The sequence below is a fragment of the Streptomyces aureus genome, from assembly GCF_001418135.1.
In the GTDB taxonomy this organism is placed as follows: Bacteria; Actinomycetota; Actinomycetes; order Streptomycetales; family Streptomycetaceae; genus Streptomyces; species Streptomyces aureus_A.
Genome location: NZ_LIPQ01000310.1, coordinates 13,824 through 28,497, shown reverse-complemented (window position 1 = coordinate 28,497; position 14,674 = coordinate 13,824). Strand labels below are relative to the sequence as shown.

Below are 14,674 nucleotides of genomic sequence, written 5' to 3'. Positions count from 1 at the left end.
GGGGGGAGAGCGGGGGTCGTCTCTCCGGCCGACTCGGGGGGGGAGGAGCCGGACCGGATTAGCACGGTCGCGAACGATCCGTGACTTCCATGGTGTACCCGAGAGCCTTCTCAGGCAAACCCACGCGCCCGAGCGTACGCCGAATGGCGGGCACCTATGCTCAGGCTTGTGGAAAACCACTCCTTGCCGCGCACAGCCGCCTTCTTTGACCTGGACAAGACGGTCATTGCGAAGTCCTCGACGCTGACCTTCAGCAAGTCCTTCTACCGGGGCGGACTGATCAGCCGCCGCGCCGCCCTGCGGACGGCCTACATCCAGTTCGTCTTCCTGGCAGGTGGGGCCGATCACGACCAGATGGAGCGGATGCGTGAATATCTTTCCGCGCTCTGCAAAGGCTGGAACGTGGCCCAGGTGAAGGAGCTCGTCGCCGAGACCCTTCACGACCTGATCGACCCGATCATCTACGACGAGGCCGCCTCCCTCATCGAGGAGCACCACGCCGCCGGCCGCGACGTCGTGATCGTCTCGACCTCCGGCGCCGAGGTCGTCGAGCCGATCGGCGAGATGCTCGGCGCCGACCGGGTCGTCGCCACCCGGATGGTGGTCGGCGAGGACGGCTGCTTCACCGGTGAGGTGGAGTACTACGCCTACGGGCCGACGAAGGCCGAGGCCGTCCGGGACCTCGCGAAGTCCGAGGGCTACGACCTCTCGCGCTGCTACGCGTACAGCGACTCGGCGACCGACATCCCCATGCTGGAGGCCGTCGGCCACCCCTTCGTGGTCAATCCGGACCGGACGCTGCGCCGTGAGGCCGTGGCGCGGGAATGGCCGGTTCTCGCCTTCGAGAAGCCGGTGCGGCTCAAGCAGCGGCTGCCCGAATTCCGTATGCCGCCCCGTCCCACGCTCGTCGCCGCGGCAGCGGTGGGGGCGGCGGCCGTGGGGGCCGGACTCGTCTGGTACGCCGCCCGGCGTCGGCAGGCCGCGGTCGTTCATCGGCTCGCGGATGACTTTGCCCGAATTTGAGCAATGAGCAGAGAAGTGGAGCCAGCACTTTCGCTTCTACCCCGACAGGAGTAGAAAGGAATCAGGCCCGCGAGACCGAGGACATCCGAGAGGATCACCTGTTGAGCATGAAGGCCCCACGGACCTAGCACAGAAACCGAGCACCCACGCGACGTCGACCCGTCGATTACGGGCCAGCCGCACCAGGCCACGGGCAAAGTTCCCGGCCTGATGGGCACATATTCGAGGACGCATGGTAACTGGGTAGACGTGCCAGCGGCGGTACCAGAACTGGTGCCGCCGCAACCCGTTCCGGGCCCCGCGAGGGGCCCGGAATCTTTGTCTCAGGACCGCGATCCGCACCGGCGCCGCCGTCCGTCCGAGCCCGGCATCACGGACCCTCGCCGCGGGCGTGGGATTCAGGCCGCGCCTCGCTGGAGGGCCTCGCACACGGCCGTCGACTCGCGGACACCGAGTTCGACCGAGCGCCCGCAGTGCGCGATCCAGCCGCCCACGCCCTCCGGGGTCCCCGACAGATAACCCTCGAACGCGGCCAGGTACGCGGCCCGTCCCTGCTCCGCGTGACCGACCTCCGCCGGGCAGATGGCCTTGGGGTCGAGACCGCTGCCTACCAGCGCGATCCGCTCGGCGGCCCGTGCGACCAGACCGTTGTACGAAGTGAAGGGCCGCAGCGCGAGCAGCTCGCCGTGGACCACCGCGGCCGTCACGAGCGCGGGGGCCTCGCCGCCCGCGACGATCAGCTCCGCCAGGCCGTCGAGCCGTCCGCCGACCTCGGCGGGTGTCGGCAGCGGGGCCGTGACCAGCGGTTCGTCGACCGTCTCACCGTCCAGCCGGGGCCGGCCCACCGATGCGCCCGGGTCGCCCGCGGCGACCAGGTGGAGCCGGGCGAGGACCCGGAGCGGCGACTGGCGCCAGATGGAGAGCAGCTGCCCGGCCTCGGCGCCGAGCCGCAGCGCGGCACCGACCGTCCGGGCCTCGCCGTCGGAGCCGAAGTCGGTGCGGCGGCGGACCTCTTCCAGGGCCCAGTCGGCGCCGGACAGGGCGGCCGATCCGCGGGCCCCGCGCAGGGCCGCCTCGGAGGAGATCTCGTTGCTGCGGCGGCGCATCACACGGTGGCCGTAGACCCGGTCGACGGCCTTGCGTACGGAGTCCACCGCGTCGGCGACGCCCGGCAGGGAGCCGAGGGCGGCCAAGGGGTCAGAGGCGTGCGTACTCATAGGTAGGGAGGCTACGCGCCCCGGCGGCCCGCCCCACGATGGAGTGGTCTTCTTCACGCATCCCGACCACGCGGCGCGTTCATACCACTACCCTAGGTGAACATGAAGATCGCTTTCGTGGGGAAGGGCGGCAGCGGCAAGACCACGCTGTCCTCGCTCTTCATCCGCCACCTCGCCGCCAACGAAGCCCCGGTCGTAGCCGTCGACGCCGACATCAACCAGCACCTGGGCGCCGCGCTCGGCCTGCCCGACGCGGACGCCGCCGCGATGCCCGCGATGGGCGCGCATCTGCCGCTGATCAAGGAGTACCTGCGGGGCAGCAACCCGCGGATCGTCTCCGCCGACACGATGATCAAGACGACGCCGCCCGGGGAGGGTTCACGGCTGCTTCGGGTCCGCGAGGAGAACCCGGTCTACGAGGCCTGCGCACGGACGGTGCCGCTCGACGACGGCGAGATCCGTCTGATGGCGACCGGCCCCTTCACGGAGTCGGACCTCGGGGTGTCCTGCTATCACTCGAAGGTCGGGGCGGTGGAGCTCTGCCTGAACCACCTGGTCGACGGCGCCGACGAGTACGTGGTCGTCGACATGACCGCCGGCTCGGACTCCTTCGCCTCCGGCCTCTTCACCCGCTTCGACATGACGTTCCTGGTGGCCGAGCCGACCCGCAAGGGCGTCTCTGTCTACCGCCAGTACAAGGAGTACGCGCGGGACTTCGGGGTCGCGCTGAAGGTCGTCGGCAACAAGGTGCAGGGCCAGGACGACCTGGACTTCCTGCGCGCGGAGGTCGGCGACGACCTGCTCGTGACGGTGGGCCACTCGGACTGGGTCCGCGCGATGGAGAAGGGCCGCCCGCCCCGCTTCGAGCTCCTGGAGGCGGAGAACCGCATGTCGCTCCAGGCCCTCCAGGACGCGGCGGACGACTCGTACGCCGACCGCGACTGGGACCGCTACACGCGCCAGATGGTCCATTTCCACCTGCGCAACGCGGAGAGCTGGGGCAACGCCAAAACCGGGGCCGACCTGGCCGCCCAGGTCGATCCCGACTTCGTACTCGGCGAACCGATGACCGCCCAGCTCGGCTGACCGCACCCGCGGCCGACGGCGGACGGAGTCCGGCGCAGCGCCACGAAGCCCGCAAGGCGCCCCGGGCGCCGAGCGGCGCGAGGGGAGCAGGAAGAGGGGCCCGGGGCCGACCTGGCCGCCCAGGTCGATCCCGACTTCGTACCCGGCGAACCGATGACCGCCCAGCTCGGCCGACCGCACCGGCCGAGAGACTCGGCGCCGTTCAGCCTGCTTGACGCCCGTCGTCGGGGCGCCCGGCCGCCGGGGCCTGGGCGTCGGCCGCCGGGGCGGCCGGGGGCGCCGCCGGCTGGGGGGCGAGGAAGGCCTTCCAGCCGGCCGGCGGGGCCTCGCCGACCTTCAGGGTGCGCATCTTGGCGATGACGTCGGGGTCCTGGGCGTCGAGCCAGTCGGCGAGCTGCCGGAAGGACACGCACTTCACGTCCTTCTGGACGCAGACCGTGGCGATGGTCTCCTCGATGGCCCGCATGTACACGCCACCGTTCCAGGACTCGAAGTGGTTGCCGATGATGAGCGGCGCGCGGTTGCCCCGGTAGGAGCGCTCGAAGGCCTGCACCAGGCCGTCCCGCATCTGGTCGCCCCAGTACTCGCGGCGGGACGGGTCGCCCTGGGTGGTGCCCGGCGACTGGTTGACGAGGAAGTTGTAGTCCATGGACAGCGTCTGGAAGGCGCGGCCGGGCATCGGCACGAGCTGGAGCGACAGGTCCCACAGGCCCAGGTCCTTCTTGGGCCAGATCTGGTCGTTGACACCGCTCGTGTCGTAGCGGAAGCCCAGCTGCGCCGCCGCCTGGACGAAGTTCGTCCGGCCTTCGAGGCAGGGGGTGCGGGCGCCGACGAGCTCCTTGTCGTAGTCGAAGGGCAGCGGCTGCTCGGCCCGCAGGCCCGAGTTGGTCTTCCAGTTCTTGACGAAGGACTTGGCCTGCCTGATCTCGCTCTTCCACTCCTCGACGGACCAGGTGCCGACGCCGCCCTCGGCCCCGCAGAAGTGCCCGTTGAAGTGGGTGCCGATCTCGTTGCCCTCCTGCCACGCGCCGCGCAGTTCGCGGACGGTGGCGCGGATGCCCTCGGTGTCGTTGAAGCCGATGTCGGAGCGGCCGGCGCTGTGCTGCGGCGGGTCGTAGAGCTCCCGCTTCTCCTCGGGCAGCAGGTACACGCCACTGAGGAAGTACGTCATGGTGGCGTCGTACTTCTTGCCGACCTTGCGGAAGTGGGAGAAGAGCTTCTGGCTGTCCTCGCCGGCGCCGTCCCACGAGAAGACGACGAACTGCGGCGGGGTCTCGCCCGGCTTGAGGCGCTGCCAGACGGGCTGGCGGGGCTGGGCGCCGGTGTAGGCGGTGGAGCCGTCGCCGATCAGACGGACCGCGTTCGGCGGGGCGGCGGCCGGCGCCTCCTTGGCGCCCGCACCGCCCGGCGCGCTCTTCGTGACGGTGCCGTCGGAGCCCGAGCAGCCGGCGAGGCCGCCGATCAGGGCGACGGCGAGGGCACCGGCGGCGAGCGCCTTCCTCTGGGCAGTGGTCCTTCTCCCGGCGGCTGTCATCCGCGCACCTCTCCTCGGTTCCGTACGAGCGGCGTCAACGTCGCACCGCGACCGCCGGAGCGATGAAACGACAAGCGGAAAACCGTTCACCCTTCACCGGAACCGGTGAATCATTGCCCTGTTTGCCCCGAAAATAATGCCGGAGACTTTACTCTCTATTACGATCCATTTACCGAGCGTTGATCCTCGCCCCGGCGGGAATCCCGCCTTGCCGCCGCCATGCATCCCGCCGCTGCACGCCGTGACCCACGGCCGCGAGCCCCCACGTTCGTCCCCACGAACCGCGACCGCGCCGCCCCGGAGGAGACGGGAATGACCCTCATCACCCCTGCCCGCACGACCAACAGGCCCCGCGTCCAGCGGCCCCACAGCCCGCCGAAGCCGCAGCGCCGCTTCCGTATCGACGGAGCCGATCTGTCGGCGTCCGTCGCCGTCTTCCTGATCGCGCTGCCGCTCTCGCTCGGCATCGCGCTCGCCACCGGAGCCCCGCTCCAGGCCGGCCTGGTCGCCGCCGCCGTCGGCGGTCTGGTGGCCGGCCGCTTCGGCGGCTCCCCGCTCCAGGTGAGCGGCCCCGCCGCCGGCCTCACCGTGGTGACCGCCGAGCTCATCCAGCTGTACGGCTGGCGCACCACCTGCGCCATCACCGTGCTCGCCGGGCTCACCCAACTCGGGCTCTCCGCCCTCCGGGTGGCCCGCTCGGCACTCGCCGTCTCGCCCGCGATCGTGCACGGCATGCTCGCCGGCATCGGCGTCACCATCGCCCTCGCCCAGCTCCACATCGTGCTCGGCAGTACGCCACAGAGCTCCGCCGTCGACAACGTCCTCGGCCTGCCGGCCCAGTTGGCGCACATCCACCCGGCGGCTCTCGGCATCAGCGCCCTCACCGTGGCCGTGCTGCTGTGCTGGCCCCGGCTGCCCGGCCGGGCCGGGCAGCTCGTACGCAAGGTCCCGGCCGCGCTCGTCGCGGTGACCGGCGCGACGGCGGTCGCGGCGGTCGCCGGGCTCGCCGTCCCGCGCGTCGACCTGCCCTCCTGGAGCAGCCACGCCCTGCCCGGTCTGCCCGAAGGCCCGGTGCTCGGCATCGCGGCCGGGGTACTGACGATCACCCTGGTCACCAGCGTGCAGTCGCTGCTGTCCGCCGTCGCGGTCGACAAGCTGGTCGCCGCCCGTCCGGACGGCGGCCGGGGCGTCCCGCGCTCCGCCCTCGACCGCGAGCTCGCCGGTCAGGGCGCGGCCAACGTGGTCTCCGGGGCGCTCGGCGGCCTGCCGGTCGCCGGCGTCGCGGTCCGCAGCGTCGCCAACGTCTCGGCGGGCGCGGTGAGCCGCACCTCCACGATGCTGCACGGCCTGTGGATCGTGCTCGCGGCCCTGCTGCTCGTGCCCGTGCTCGACCTGATCCCGCTGCCCGCGCTCGCCGCCCTGGTCATGGTGGTCGGCATCCAGATGGTCAGCATCACCCACATCCGTACCGTCACCCGGCACCGCGAGGTCGTCGTCTACGCGGTGACGCTGTCCGGCGTCGTCCTCATCGGCATCCTGGAGGGCGTCGCGCTCGGCATCGTCGTGGCGATCGCGGTCGCCCTGCACCGGCTCGCCCGGACCCGGATCACCCGCGAGGAGCGGGACGGGCGCCAGCTGCTGCACGTCCGGGGCCAGCTGACCTTCCTCGCGGTGCCCCGGCTCAGCCGCGCCCTCCACCAACTGCCGCACGGTTCCGACGTGGTGGTCGAGCTCGACGGCTCCTTCATGGACCACGCGGCCTACGAGACGCTCAGCGACTGGACCGCGGGGCACGTCGCCCACGGCGGGACGGTCGAGACGACCGGCCCCTCCGGTGCGAGGATCGCCGAGCCCACCCCCTCGGTCGCCGCCGCGCACACCTGCTGCCGACCCTGGACCCCGTGGCACAACCACCAGTGCGGCGAGCAGCCGGACGAGCGGCCCGACGAGGCCGTGCAGACCCCTCGCACGACGGGTCTGAAGCTGGCCAGCGGCATCGGCAAGTTCCAGCGGAACACGGCCCCGCTGGTCCGGGACGAGCTCGCGCGGCTCGCCCGGGAGGGCCAGACCCCCTCGCAGCTCTTCCTGACCTGCGCCGACTCCCGTCTCGTCACCAGCATGATCACGTCGAGCGGCCCCGGCGACCTGTTCACCGTGCGGAACGTCGGGAACCTCGTCCCCCTGCCCGGCGAGGAGAGCGGCGACGACTCGGTGGCGGCGGCGATCGAATACGCGGTGGAGGTGCTGCGGGTCGAGTCGATCACCGTCTGCGGCCACTCCGGCTGCGGCGCGATGCAGGCCCTGCTCAACGCCGGCCCGGACGACCCGCCGACCCCGCTCCGCCGCTGGCTGCGCCACGGCCGACCCAGCCTGGAGCGGATGGCGAGCCGGAGACACGCCTGGGCCCGGATCTCCGGGCGGCTACCGGCGGACGCGGTCGAGCAGCTCTGTCTGACCAACGTGGTCCAGCAGCTGGAGCACCTGCGGGCGTACGAGTCGGTGGCGCGGCGGCTCGCCGAGGGCACGCTCTCGCTGCACGGCGTGTACTTCCATGTGGGCGAGGCGCAGGCGTACCTCCTCTCCGGGACGGACGAGGTGCACTCGTACGACGACGTCTTCACCCAGGTCATGCCGACGGAGCCCCTGGAAGCGGCAAGGGCGTCCTGATCAGGGCCGGGCCAGAACGTCCTGATCGCCGGAAGGGCCGGGGCGTCCTGATCGAGGACAGGACAGCGCGTCCTGATCAGGGGCAGGCGAATGCCCCCTGAACACGGACGGGGCAGCGCGTCCTGAACCTTCCGCTCCCCCGGTCCGTGAGACTGTGTGGCCCCTTCTCCCACCGCTCGGGAGAAGGGGCCCCCGCACACCACGACGCTCACAGGTCTAAACCAATTTCCTGGATGCTCTTGTCACCCGGGCCTCCGACTGATGAGCTATGACGCGGGACACATACGCACAGAGGACGCCCTGGGAAAGGGAGATGTCGTGAGCAACGAAAGCCTGGCCAATCTGCTTCGGGAAGAGCGTCGATTTTCGCCGCCCGCCGAGCTGGCCGCGCACGCCAACGTGACGGCGGAGGCGTACGAGCAGGCCAAGGCGGACAGGCTGGGCTTCTGGGCCGAGCAGGCCAAGCGCCTGACCTGGGCCACCGAGCCGACCGAGACCCTCGACTGGTCGAACCCGCCGTTCGCCAAGTGGTTCGCGGACGGCGAGCTGAACGTCGCGTACAACTGCGTCGACCGGCACGTCGAGGCCGGCCACGGCGACCGGGTCGCGATCCACTTCGAGGGCGAGCCGGGCGACAGCCGCTCGATCACCTACGCCGAGCTCAAGGACGAGGTCTCCAGGGCGGCCAACGCCCTGACCGAGCTGGGCGTCCGCAAGGGCGACCGCGTCGCCGTCTACCTGCCGATGATCCCCGAGGCGGCCATCACGATGCTGGCCTGCGCCCGCGTCGGCGCCGCCCACTCGGTGGTCTTCGGCGGCTTCTCGGCCGACGCCGTGGCCTCGCGCATCCAGGACGCCGACGCCAAGCTGGTCGTCACCGCCGACGGCGGCTACCGCCGCGGCAAGCCGAGCGCCCTCAAGCCGGCCATCGACGAGGCCGTCGCCAAGTGCCCGCAGGTCGAGCACGTCCTCGTGGTCCGCCGTACGGGCCAGGAGACCGCGTTCACCGAGGGCCGCGACGTGTGGTGGGACGACGTCGTCGCCCGCCAGTCCGCCGAGCACACCCCGGAGGCCTTCGAGGCGGAGCACCCGCTCTTCATCCTCTACACCTCGGGCACCACGGGGAAGCCGAAGGGCATCCTGCACACCTCCGGCGGCTACCTCACCCAGGCCGCGTACACGCACCACGCCGTCTTCGACCTCAAGCCGGAGACCGACGTCTACTGGTGCACCGCCGACATCGGCTGGGTCACCGGGCACTCGTACATCGTCTACGGCCCGCTGGCCAACGGCGCGACGCAGGTCATGTACGAGGGAACCCCGGACACCCCGCACCAGGGGCGGTTCTGGGAGATCGTGCAGAAGTACGGCGTCACCATCCTCTACACGGCGCCGACCGCGATCCGCACGTTCATGAAGTGGGGCGACGACATCCCCGCCAAGTTCGACCTCTCCAGCCTCCGCGTGCTGGGCTCGGTCGGCGAGCCGATCAACCCCGAGGCCTGGGTCTGGTACCGCGAGCACATCGGCGCCGGCAGCACCCCGATCGTGGACACCTGGTGGCAGACCGAGACCGGCGCGATGATGATCTCGCCGCTGCCGGGCGTCACCGAGACCAAGCCGGGCTCCGCGCAGCGCCCGCTGCCGGGCATCGCCGCGACCGTCGTCGACGACGAGGCCAACGAGGTGCCGAACGGCGGCGGCGGCTACCTGGTCCTCACCGAGCCGTGGCCGTCGATGCTCCGCACCATCTGGGGCGACGACCAGCGCTACATCGACACGTACTGGTCCCGCTTCGAAGGCAAGTACTTCGCCGGTGACGGGGCGAAGAAGGACGAGGACGGCGACATCTGGCTGCTCGGCCGGGTCGACGACGTCATGCTCGTCTCCGGTCACAACATCTCGACCACCGAGGTCGAGTCGGCCCTCGTCTCGCACCCGGCCGTCGCCGAGGCGGCCGTCGTCGGCGCCGCCGACGAGACCACCGGTCAGGCGATCGTCGCCTTCGTCATCCTGCGCGGTACGGCCAGCGAGGACGAGAACCTGGTCGCCGAGCTCCGCAACCACGTCGGCGCGACCCTCGGCCCGATCGCCAAGCCGAAGCGCGTCCTCCCGGTGGCCGAGCTGCCGAAGACCCGCTCGGGCAAGATCATGCGGCGTCTGCTGCGTGACGTGGCGGAGAACCGCGAGCTGGGCGACGTCACGACGCTGACCGACTCCTCGGTCATGTCGCTCATCCAGACCCAGCTGCCGTCCGCCTCCAGCGAGGACTGAGCCCGGCCGTACGGACGAAGCACTCCGCCGTACGACGCGAGACGCCCGCCCCGTGCCAGTGGGGGCGGGCGTCTCGCTTGCCCCTCCCCGAAGGGACGAAAGCCGCAAATATCCCTAAAGTGAATCTCGCCGGACCCACCCCACGCTCGTTAGGTACAGTAACGATCGCGTCAACGACGCGACAAGAAGACCTAGGTGCGCCGGGAAGTCTGGTCGGCATGTGCTCAGTCCTGCCCACCCGACCGGAGGTTTTCCCCACGTGGCCGCGCCCGCCCCCACCGACCGCAAGTTCCTCGGCCGTCTCCCCCTGCCCGAGCGCCGGTACCTCACCGACGCCCTGCGCACCGAGACCGTCGGTGGTGTCCTGCTCCTCGTCGCCGCCGTCGTCGCCCTCATCTGGGCCAACACGCTGAGCGGCAGCTACGAGTCCGTCAGCGACTTCCACATGGGCCCCGCCGCCCTCGGCCTCGACCTGTCGATCCAGCACTGGGCGGCCGACGGGCTCCTCGCGATCTTCTTCTTCGTCGCCGGCATCGAGCTCAAGCGCGAACTCGTCGCGGGCGAACTGCGCAACCCCAAGGCCGCCGCGCTCCCCGTCATCGCCGCGATCTGCGGCATGGCCGCGCCCGCCCTCGTCTACGCCCTGGTCAACACCCTCGGCAACGGCTCGATGGACGGCTGGGCCGTCCCCACCGCCACCGACATCGCGTTCGCGCTCGCCGTCCTCGCCGTGATCGGCACCTCGCTGCCCTCCGCGCTGCGCGCCTTCCTGCTCACCCTCGCCGTCGTCGACGACCTCTTCGCGATCCTGATCATCGCGGTCTTCTTCACCAGCGACCTGAACTTCGCCGCGCTCGGCGGCGCCTTCGCCGGACTGCTCCTCTTCTGGCTGCTGCTCCGCAAGGAGGTCCGCGGCTGGTACGTGTACGTCCCGCTGGCCCTGGTCATCTGGGGCCTGATGTACAACAGCGGCGTCCACGCCACCATCGCCGGTGTCGCCATGGGCCTGATGCTCCGCTGCACCACCCGGGAGGGCGAGAAGCACTCCCCCGGCGAGCACATCGAGCACCTCGTACGCCCGCTCTCGGCCGGCCTCGCCGTGCCCCTGTTCGCCCTCTTCTCGGCCGGCGTGAGCATCTCCGGCGGCGCGATCCACGACGTCTTCACCCAGCCCGTCACCCTCGGCGTCGTCCTCGGTCTCCTCGTCGGCAAGGCGGTCGGCATCTTCGGCGGCACCTGGCTGGCCGCCCGCTTCACCCGTGCGGAGCTCAACCCCGACCTGACCTGGCCGGACGTCTTCGCCGTCGCCACTCTCGCCGGAATCGGCTTCACCGTGTCGCTGCTCATCGGCGAGCTCGCCTTCGCCGGGGACGAGGCCCTCACCGAGGAGGTGAAGGCCGCGGTCCTCATCGGCTCGCTCCTCGCGGCCGTCCTCGCCTCCGTCCTGCTGAAGCTGCGGGTCCGCAGGTACCAGGCCCTGGTCTCCGACGAGGAGCGCGACGACGACGAGGACGGCATCCCCGACATCTACGAGCAGGACAACCCGGCGTACCACCTGCGGATGGCCGAGATCTACGAGAAGAAGGCCGCGGAACACCGAGAGCGCGCCCAACTGGCGGGGGCACCGCGCGACGGGGCCGACCGTCCGGCATGATCTGAGTCGGACCGCGTAGAAGAGAACTCGGACCGCAGAAGAGAAGAGGGAGCAGCGATGAGCGACCCGTACGACGGAACCGAGCGCAGCCTCGGCCAGCTGGTCGCCTCGGCGACCGCCGAGATGTCCGCACTGGTGCACGACGAGCTCGCCCTGGCGAAGGCCGAGATCAGGCAGGACGTCAAGCGCGGTGTGATCGGGAGCGCGGCCGGCATCACCGCCGCGGTCGTACTGCTGTTCTCGCTGCCGATGCTGAGCTTCGCGCTCGCGTACGCCATCAACACCTGGACCGGCGGGCACAACGGCAACGGGGGCTGGAACCTCGTCTGGTGCTTCCTGCTGTCCTTCGCGGCGAACGTGCTGCTCGCGGTGCTGCTCGGCGTGATCGCGTACGCCAAGTTCAAGAAGGTCAAGCCGCCGGAGAAGTCCATCGCCTCGGCCAAGCAGACGGCCGCGGTGATCTCCACCGTCAAGCCGCACCCGCGTCCGGAGCACTCCAAGGAGCTGGACAAGGCACTGGACAAGGCGCTGGACAAGGCCCCCACTGTGGCACGCTCGTCCGTATGACCCTCCCCGAGAGCAGCAACGGCGGGCCCGTCCGGCTCGACGGACCGTGGACCCATCGCGACGTGGCCGCCAACGGCGCCCGCTTCCACATCGCCGAGATGGGCGACGGCCCGCTGGTGCTGCTCCTGCACGGCTTCCCGCAGTTCTGGTGGACCTGGCGCCATCAGCTGCCGCTCCTCGCCGAGGCCGGGTTCCGGGCCGTCGCGATGGACCTGCGCGGGGTCGGCGGCAGCGACCGCACCCCCCGGGGTTACGACCCCGCCAACCTGGCCCTCGACGTCACCGGTGTGATCCGCTCGCTGGGCGAGCCGGACGCGGCGCTCGTCGGGCACGACCTGGGTGGCTACCTCGCCTGGACGGCTGCCGTCATGCGGCCCAAGCTGGTGCGCCGGCTCGCGGTCTCGTCGATGCCGCACCCGCGCCGCTGGCGTTCGGCGATGCTCTCCGACTTCGCCCAGTCGCGGGCCGGTTCGCACATCTGGGGCTTCCAGCGGCCGTGGCTGCCGGAGCGTCAGCTCGTCGCGGACGACGCGGCGCTGGTGGGCGAGCTGATCCGGGACTGGTCGGGGCCGCAGCCCGTCCGCGCCTCCGAGGAGCGGGCGATCGAGGTGTACCGGCGGGCGATGCTGGTCCCGTCGACGGCGCACTGCTCGATCGAGCCGTACCGCTGGATGGTGCGGTCCCTGGCCCGCCCGGACGGCATCCAGTTCAACCGGCGCATGAAGCGGCCGGTGCGGGTGCCGACGCTGCATCTGCACGGCTCCCTGGACCCGGTGATGCGCACCCGCAGCGCCGCGGGGTCGGGCGAGTACGTGGAGGCGCCGTACCGCTGGCGGCTCTTCGACGGGCTCGGTCACTTCCCGCACGAGGAGGATCCGGTGGCCTTCTCGACGGAGCTCGTCAACTGGCTGAAGGACCCCGAGCCGGACCGCTGACGGGGTCCCGGCCGACCGCTGACGGGGTCCCGGCCGACCGCTGACGGTCCCTCTGGCCGCTCCGGTGCGTACAGACTTCCTTCGAACGGCCATGTGCCTCGCGCATACTCCAATTGGCGGGCCCGCGGGCGGTTACCGACCTTGGGGCACGGGCAGACGTCGAGGTATGGGCTGGACGCACGACTACGGTGACACGACAGCACGCAACCGCCGCTCGGCCGCAGGGCAGGGCTCCCGCGAGGGAGCAGGACCTCCGGACCCGGGCGGAGCGCACGCCGCACAGGGGGTGGGGATCTCACGCATCCTCCAACGCCGGGCCCGCTGGGTCTCGGCCCGGCTCAGGCATCCCCGCGACACCCCGTAACGACACCCTGACAGCACGACACCCCTGACAGCGCCGCGGGCGCCCTGGCCGCAGAGGCCCGGGCGCCCGTGGCCACGGAGGGGCCAGGGGCCCGGCCCCGGGGGTCGCAGCGGCCTACAGCGCGCAGGCCTGGGTGTCGACCTGCTGGTTCGCCGTCCTGCCGAGCTCGATGTCCTCGCGGATCTCGTCGACGGTCAGGGCGTAGCCGGTGTTCGCGTCGTCGAGGGAGCGGGCGAAGATCACGCCGGACACCTCGCCGTCGACGGTGAGCAGCGGGCCGCCGGAGTTGCCCTGGCGGACCGTCGTGTACAGCGAGTACACGTCCCTGCGCACCTCGCCCCGGCGGTAGATGTCGGGTCCGTCCGCGTTGATTCGGCCACGCACGCGTGCCGAGCGCACGTCGTACGAGCCGTTCTCCGGGAATCCGGCGACGATCGCGCTGTCGCCGCTGCGGGCGTCCTCGTCGGTGAAGGTCAGCGGCGTGGCCTTGAGGTCCGGCACGTCCAGGACGGCGATGTCGCGCTGCCAGTCGTAGAGGACGACCTTGGCGTCGTAGAGCCTGCCCTCGCCGCCTATCTGGACGGTCGGCTCGTCGACGCCGCCGACGACGTGGGCGTTGGTCATGATGCGGCGGTCGGCGAAGACGAACCCGGTGCCTTCGAGGACCTTGCCGCAGCTCTGCGCGGTGCCGACGACCTTCACGATGGAGCGCTGGGCGCGGGCCGCGACCGGGCTCCGGGCGAGCTCCGGGTCGGGAGGCATGACCGGGGTGATCGGCTCGTTGGCGAAGGGGCTGAAGACCGGCGGGAAGCCGCTGCGGGCCAGGGTGGAGCTGAAGTCGTCGAACCAGCGGGACGCCTGATCGGGCATCACCTGCTCGACGCCGAGCAGGACCTTGGAGTTCCGTACCTCCTTGCCCAGGGTGGGCATGGTGGTACGGGCGAGGCCCGAGCCGATCAGCCAGGCCACGAGCAGCATCGCGACGACGTTGACCAGGGCGCCGCCGGTGGCGTCGAGGGCGCGAGCGGGCGACCAGGTGATGTGGCGGCGCAGTTTGTTGCCCAGGTGGGTGGTGAACGCCTGGCCGACGGAGGCGCAGACGATGACCACCATCACGAAGACGACCGTCGCCGTGGTCGAGACCTCGCTGTTGTCGGTGAGCTGGTCCCAGAGGATCGGCAGCAGCAGTACGGCGACGAGGCCGCCGCCGAGGAAGCCGATCACCGACAGGATGCCGACCACGAAGCCCTGGCGGTAGCCGATGATCGCGAACCAGACGGCGGCGAGCAGCAACAAGATGTCCAGCACGTTCACCGTCAATTGCCTCGCAGATTCGTTTCCGGTCGCCGGGGA

General features: G+C 71.0%; 11 protein-coding genes. 8 read left to right on the top strand and 3 right to left on the bottom strand.

Annotated elements, in window-relative coordinates:
* Window positions 1–156: 156 nt before the first annotated feature.
* On the top strand, window positions 157–1,023 hold the full coding sequence (locus AOK00_RS24775) for an HAD family hydrolase (protein ID WP_055602495.1): 867 nt from the start codon (window positions 157–159) through the stop codon (window positions 1,021–1,023).
* A gap of 398 nt (window positions 1,024–1,421) precedes the next feature.
* On the opposite strand, the gene AOK00_RS24770 is transcribed toward AOK00_RS24775, so the two are convergent.
* The gene (locus AOK00_RS24770) at window positions 1,422–2,240 is read right to left on the bottom strand and encodes a hypothetical protein (RefSeq protein WP_055602494.1); all 819 of its coding nucleotides are present in this window, start codon (window positions 2,238–2,240) and stop codon (window positions 1,422–1,424) included.
* 102 nt (window positions 2,241–2,342) lie between these two features.
* On the opposite strand from AOK00_RS24770, the gene AOK00_RS24765 reads away from it, so the two are divergent.
* Window positions 2,343–3,326 carry an ATP-binding protein gene (locus tag AOK00_RS24765; RefSeq protein ID WP_055602493.1) on the top strand — a complete coding sequence of 328 codons (984 nt, stop codon included), beginning with the start codon at window positions 2,343–2,345 and terminating at the stop codon, window positions 3,324–3,326.
* 202 nt (window positions 3,327–3,528) lie between these two features.
* Here AOK00_RS24765 and AOK00_RS24760 read toward each other — a convergent pair whose 3' ends face one another.
* Complete coding sequence (locus tag AOK00_RS24760; RefSeq protein WP_055602492.1) at window positions 3,529–4,860, bottom strand: hypothetical protein; 1,332 nt, start codon at window positions 4,858–4,860, stop codon at window positions 3,529–3,531.
* Between the two features lie 312 nt (window positions 4,861–5,172).
* Between AOK00_RS24760 and AOK00_RS24755 the strand changes: the two genes are divergently transcribed.
* The 6 genes from AOK00_RS24755 (at window position 5,173) to AOK00_RS40570 (ending at window position 13,321) form a co-directional block, all read left to right on the top strand.
* Window positions 5,173–7,527: a SulP family inorganic anion transporter gene (locus tag AOK00_RS24755; protein ID WP_055602491.1), complete on the top strand. Its 2,355-nt coding sequence runs from the start codon at window positions 5,173–5,175 to the stop codon at window positions 7,525–7,527.
* Window positions 7,528–7,845: 318 nt separating this feature from the next.
* Window positions 7,846–9,801, top strand: a complete 1,956-nt coding sequence (gene acs / locus AOK00_RS24750) for an acetate--CoA ligase (protein ID WP_055602490.1) — start codon at window positions 7,846–7,848, stop codon at window positions 9,799–9,801.
* Window positions 9,802–10,060: 259 nt separating this feature from the next.
* A complete protein-coding gene (gene nhaA / locus AOK00_RS24745; RefSeq protein ID WP_055602489.1) occupies window positions 10,061–11,455 on the top strand; it encodes a Na+/H+ antiporter NhaA in 1,395 nt (464 codons plus the stop codon).
* Between the two features lie 57 nt (window positions 11,456–11,512).
* Entirely contained in the window at window positions 11,513–12,022 is a 510-nt protein-coding gene (locus AOK00_RS24740; protein WP_055602488.1) for a phage holin family protein, read from the top strand.
* Window positions 12,019–12,957, top strand: coding sequence for an alpha/beta fold hydrolase (locus AOK00_RS24735; RefSeq protein ID WP_055602487.1), 939 nt, complete (start codon window positions 12,019–12,021; stop codon window positions 12,955–12,957). The genes AOK00_RS24740 and AOK00_RS24735 overlap by 4 nt, the downstream gene beginning before the upstream one ends.
* Before the next feature lie 166 nt (window positions 12,958–13,123).
* Window positions 13,124–13,321 carry a hypothetical protein gene (locus AOK00_RS40570; protein ID WP_079042177.1) on the top strand — a complete coding sequence of 66 codons (198 nt, stop codon included), beginning with the start codon at window positions 13,124–13,126 and terminating at the stop codon, window positions 13,319–13,321.
* A 114-nt stretch (window positions 13,322–13,435) separates the two neighbouring features.
* Here the strand turns inward: AOK00_RS40570 and AOK00_RS24730 are convergent, their stop codons facing one another.
* The gene (locus AOK00_RS24730) at window positions 13,436–14,635 is read right to left on the bottom strand and encodes a MarP family serine protease (RefSeq protein ID WP_055602497.1); all 1,200 of its coding nucleotides are present in this window, start codon (window positions 14,633–14,635) and stop codon (window positions 13,436–13,438) included.
* Between the last annotated feature and the right edge of the window lie 39 nt (window positions 14,636–14,674).

Coding starts and splice junctions, on each gene's coding strand:
- AOK00_RS24755 (WP_055602491.1), top strand. CDS start 5,173: ATGACCCTCATCACCCCTGCCCGCACGACCAACAGGCCCCGCGTCCAG.
- AOK00_RS24760 (WP_055602492.1), bottom strand. CDS start 4,860: ATGACAGCCGCCGGGAGAAGGACCACTGCCCAGAGGAAGGCGCTCGCC.
- AOK00_RS24765 (WP_055602493.1), top strand. CDS start 2,343: ATGAAGATCGCTTTCGTGGGGAAGGGCGGCAGCGGCAAGACCACGCTG.
- AOK00_RS24775 (WP_055602495.1), top strand. CDS start 157: ATGCTCAGGCTTGTGGAAAACCACTCCTTGCCGCGCACAGCCGCCTTC.
- AOK00_RS24735 (WP_055602487.1), top strand. CDS start 12,019: ATGACCCTCCCCGAGAGCAGCAACGGCGGGCCCGTCCGGCTCGACGGA.
- AOK00_RS24740 (WP_055602488.1), top strand. CDS start 11,513: ATGAGCGACCCGTACGACGGAACCGAGCGCAGCCTCGGCCAGCTGGTC.
- AOK00_RS24770 (WP_055602494.1), bottom strand. CDS start 2,240: ATGAGTACGCACGCCTCTGACCCCTTGGCCGCCCTCGGCTCCCTGCCG.
- AOK00_RS40570 (WP_079042177.1), top strand. CDS start 13,124: ATGGGCTGGACGCACGACTACGGTGACACGACAGCACGCAACCGCCGC.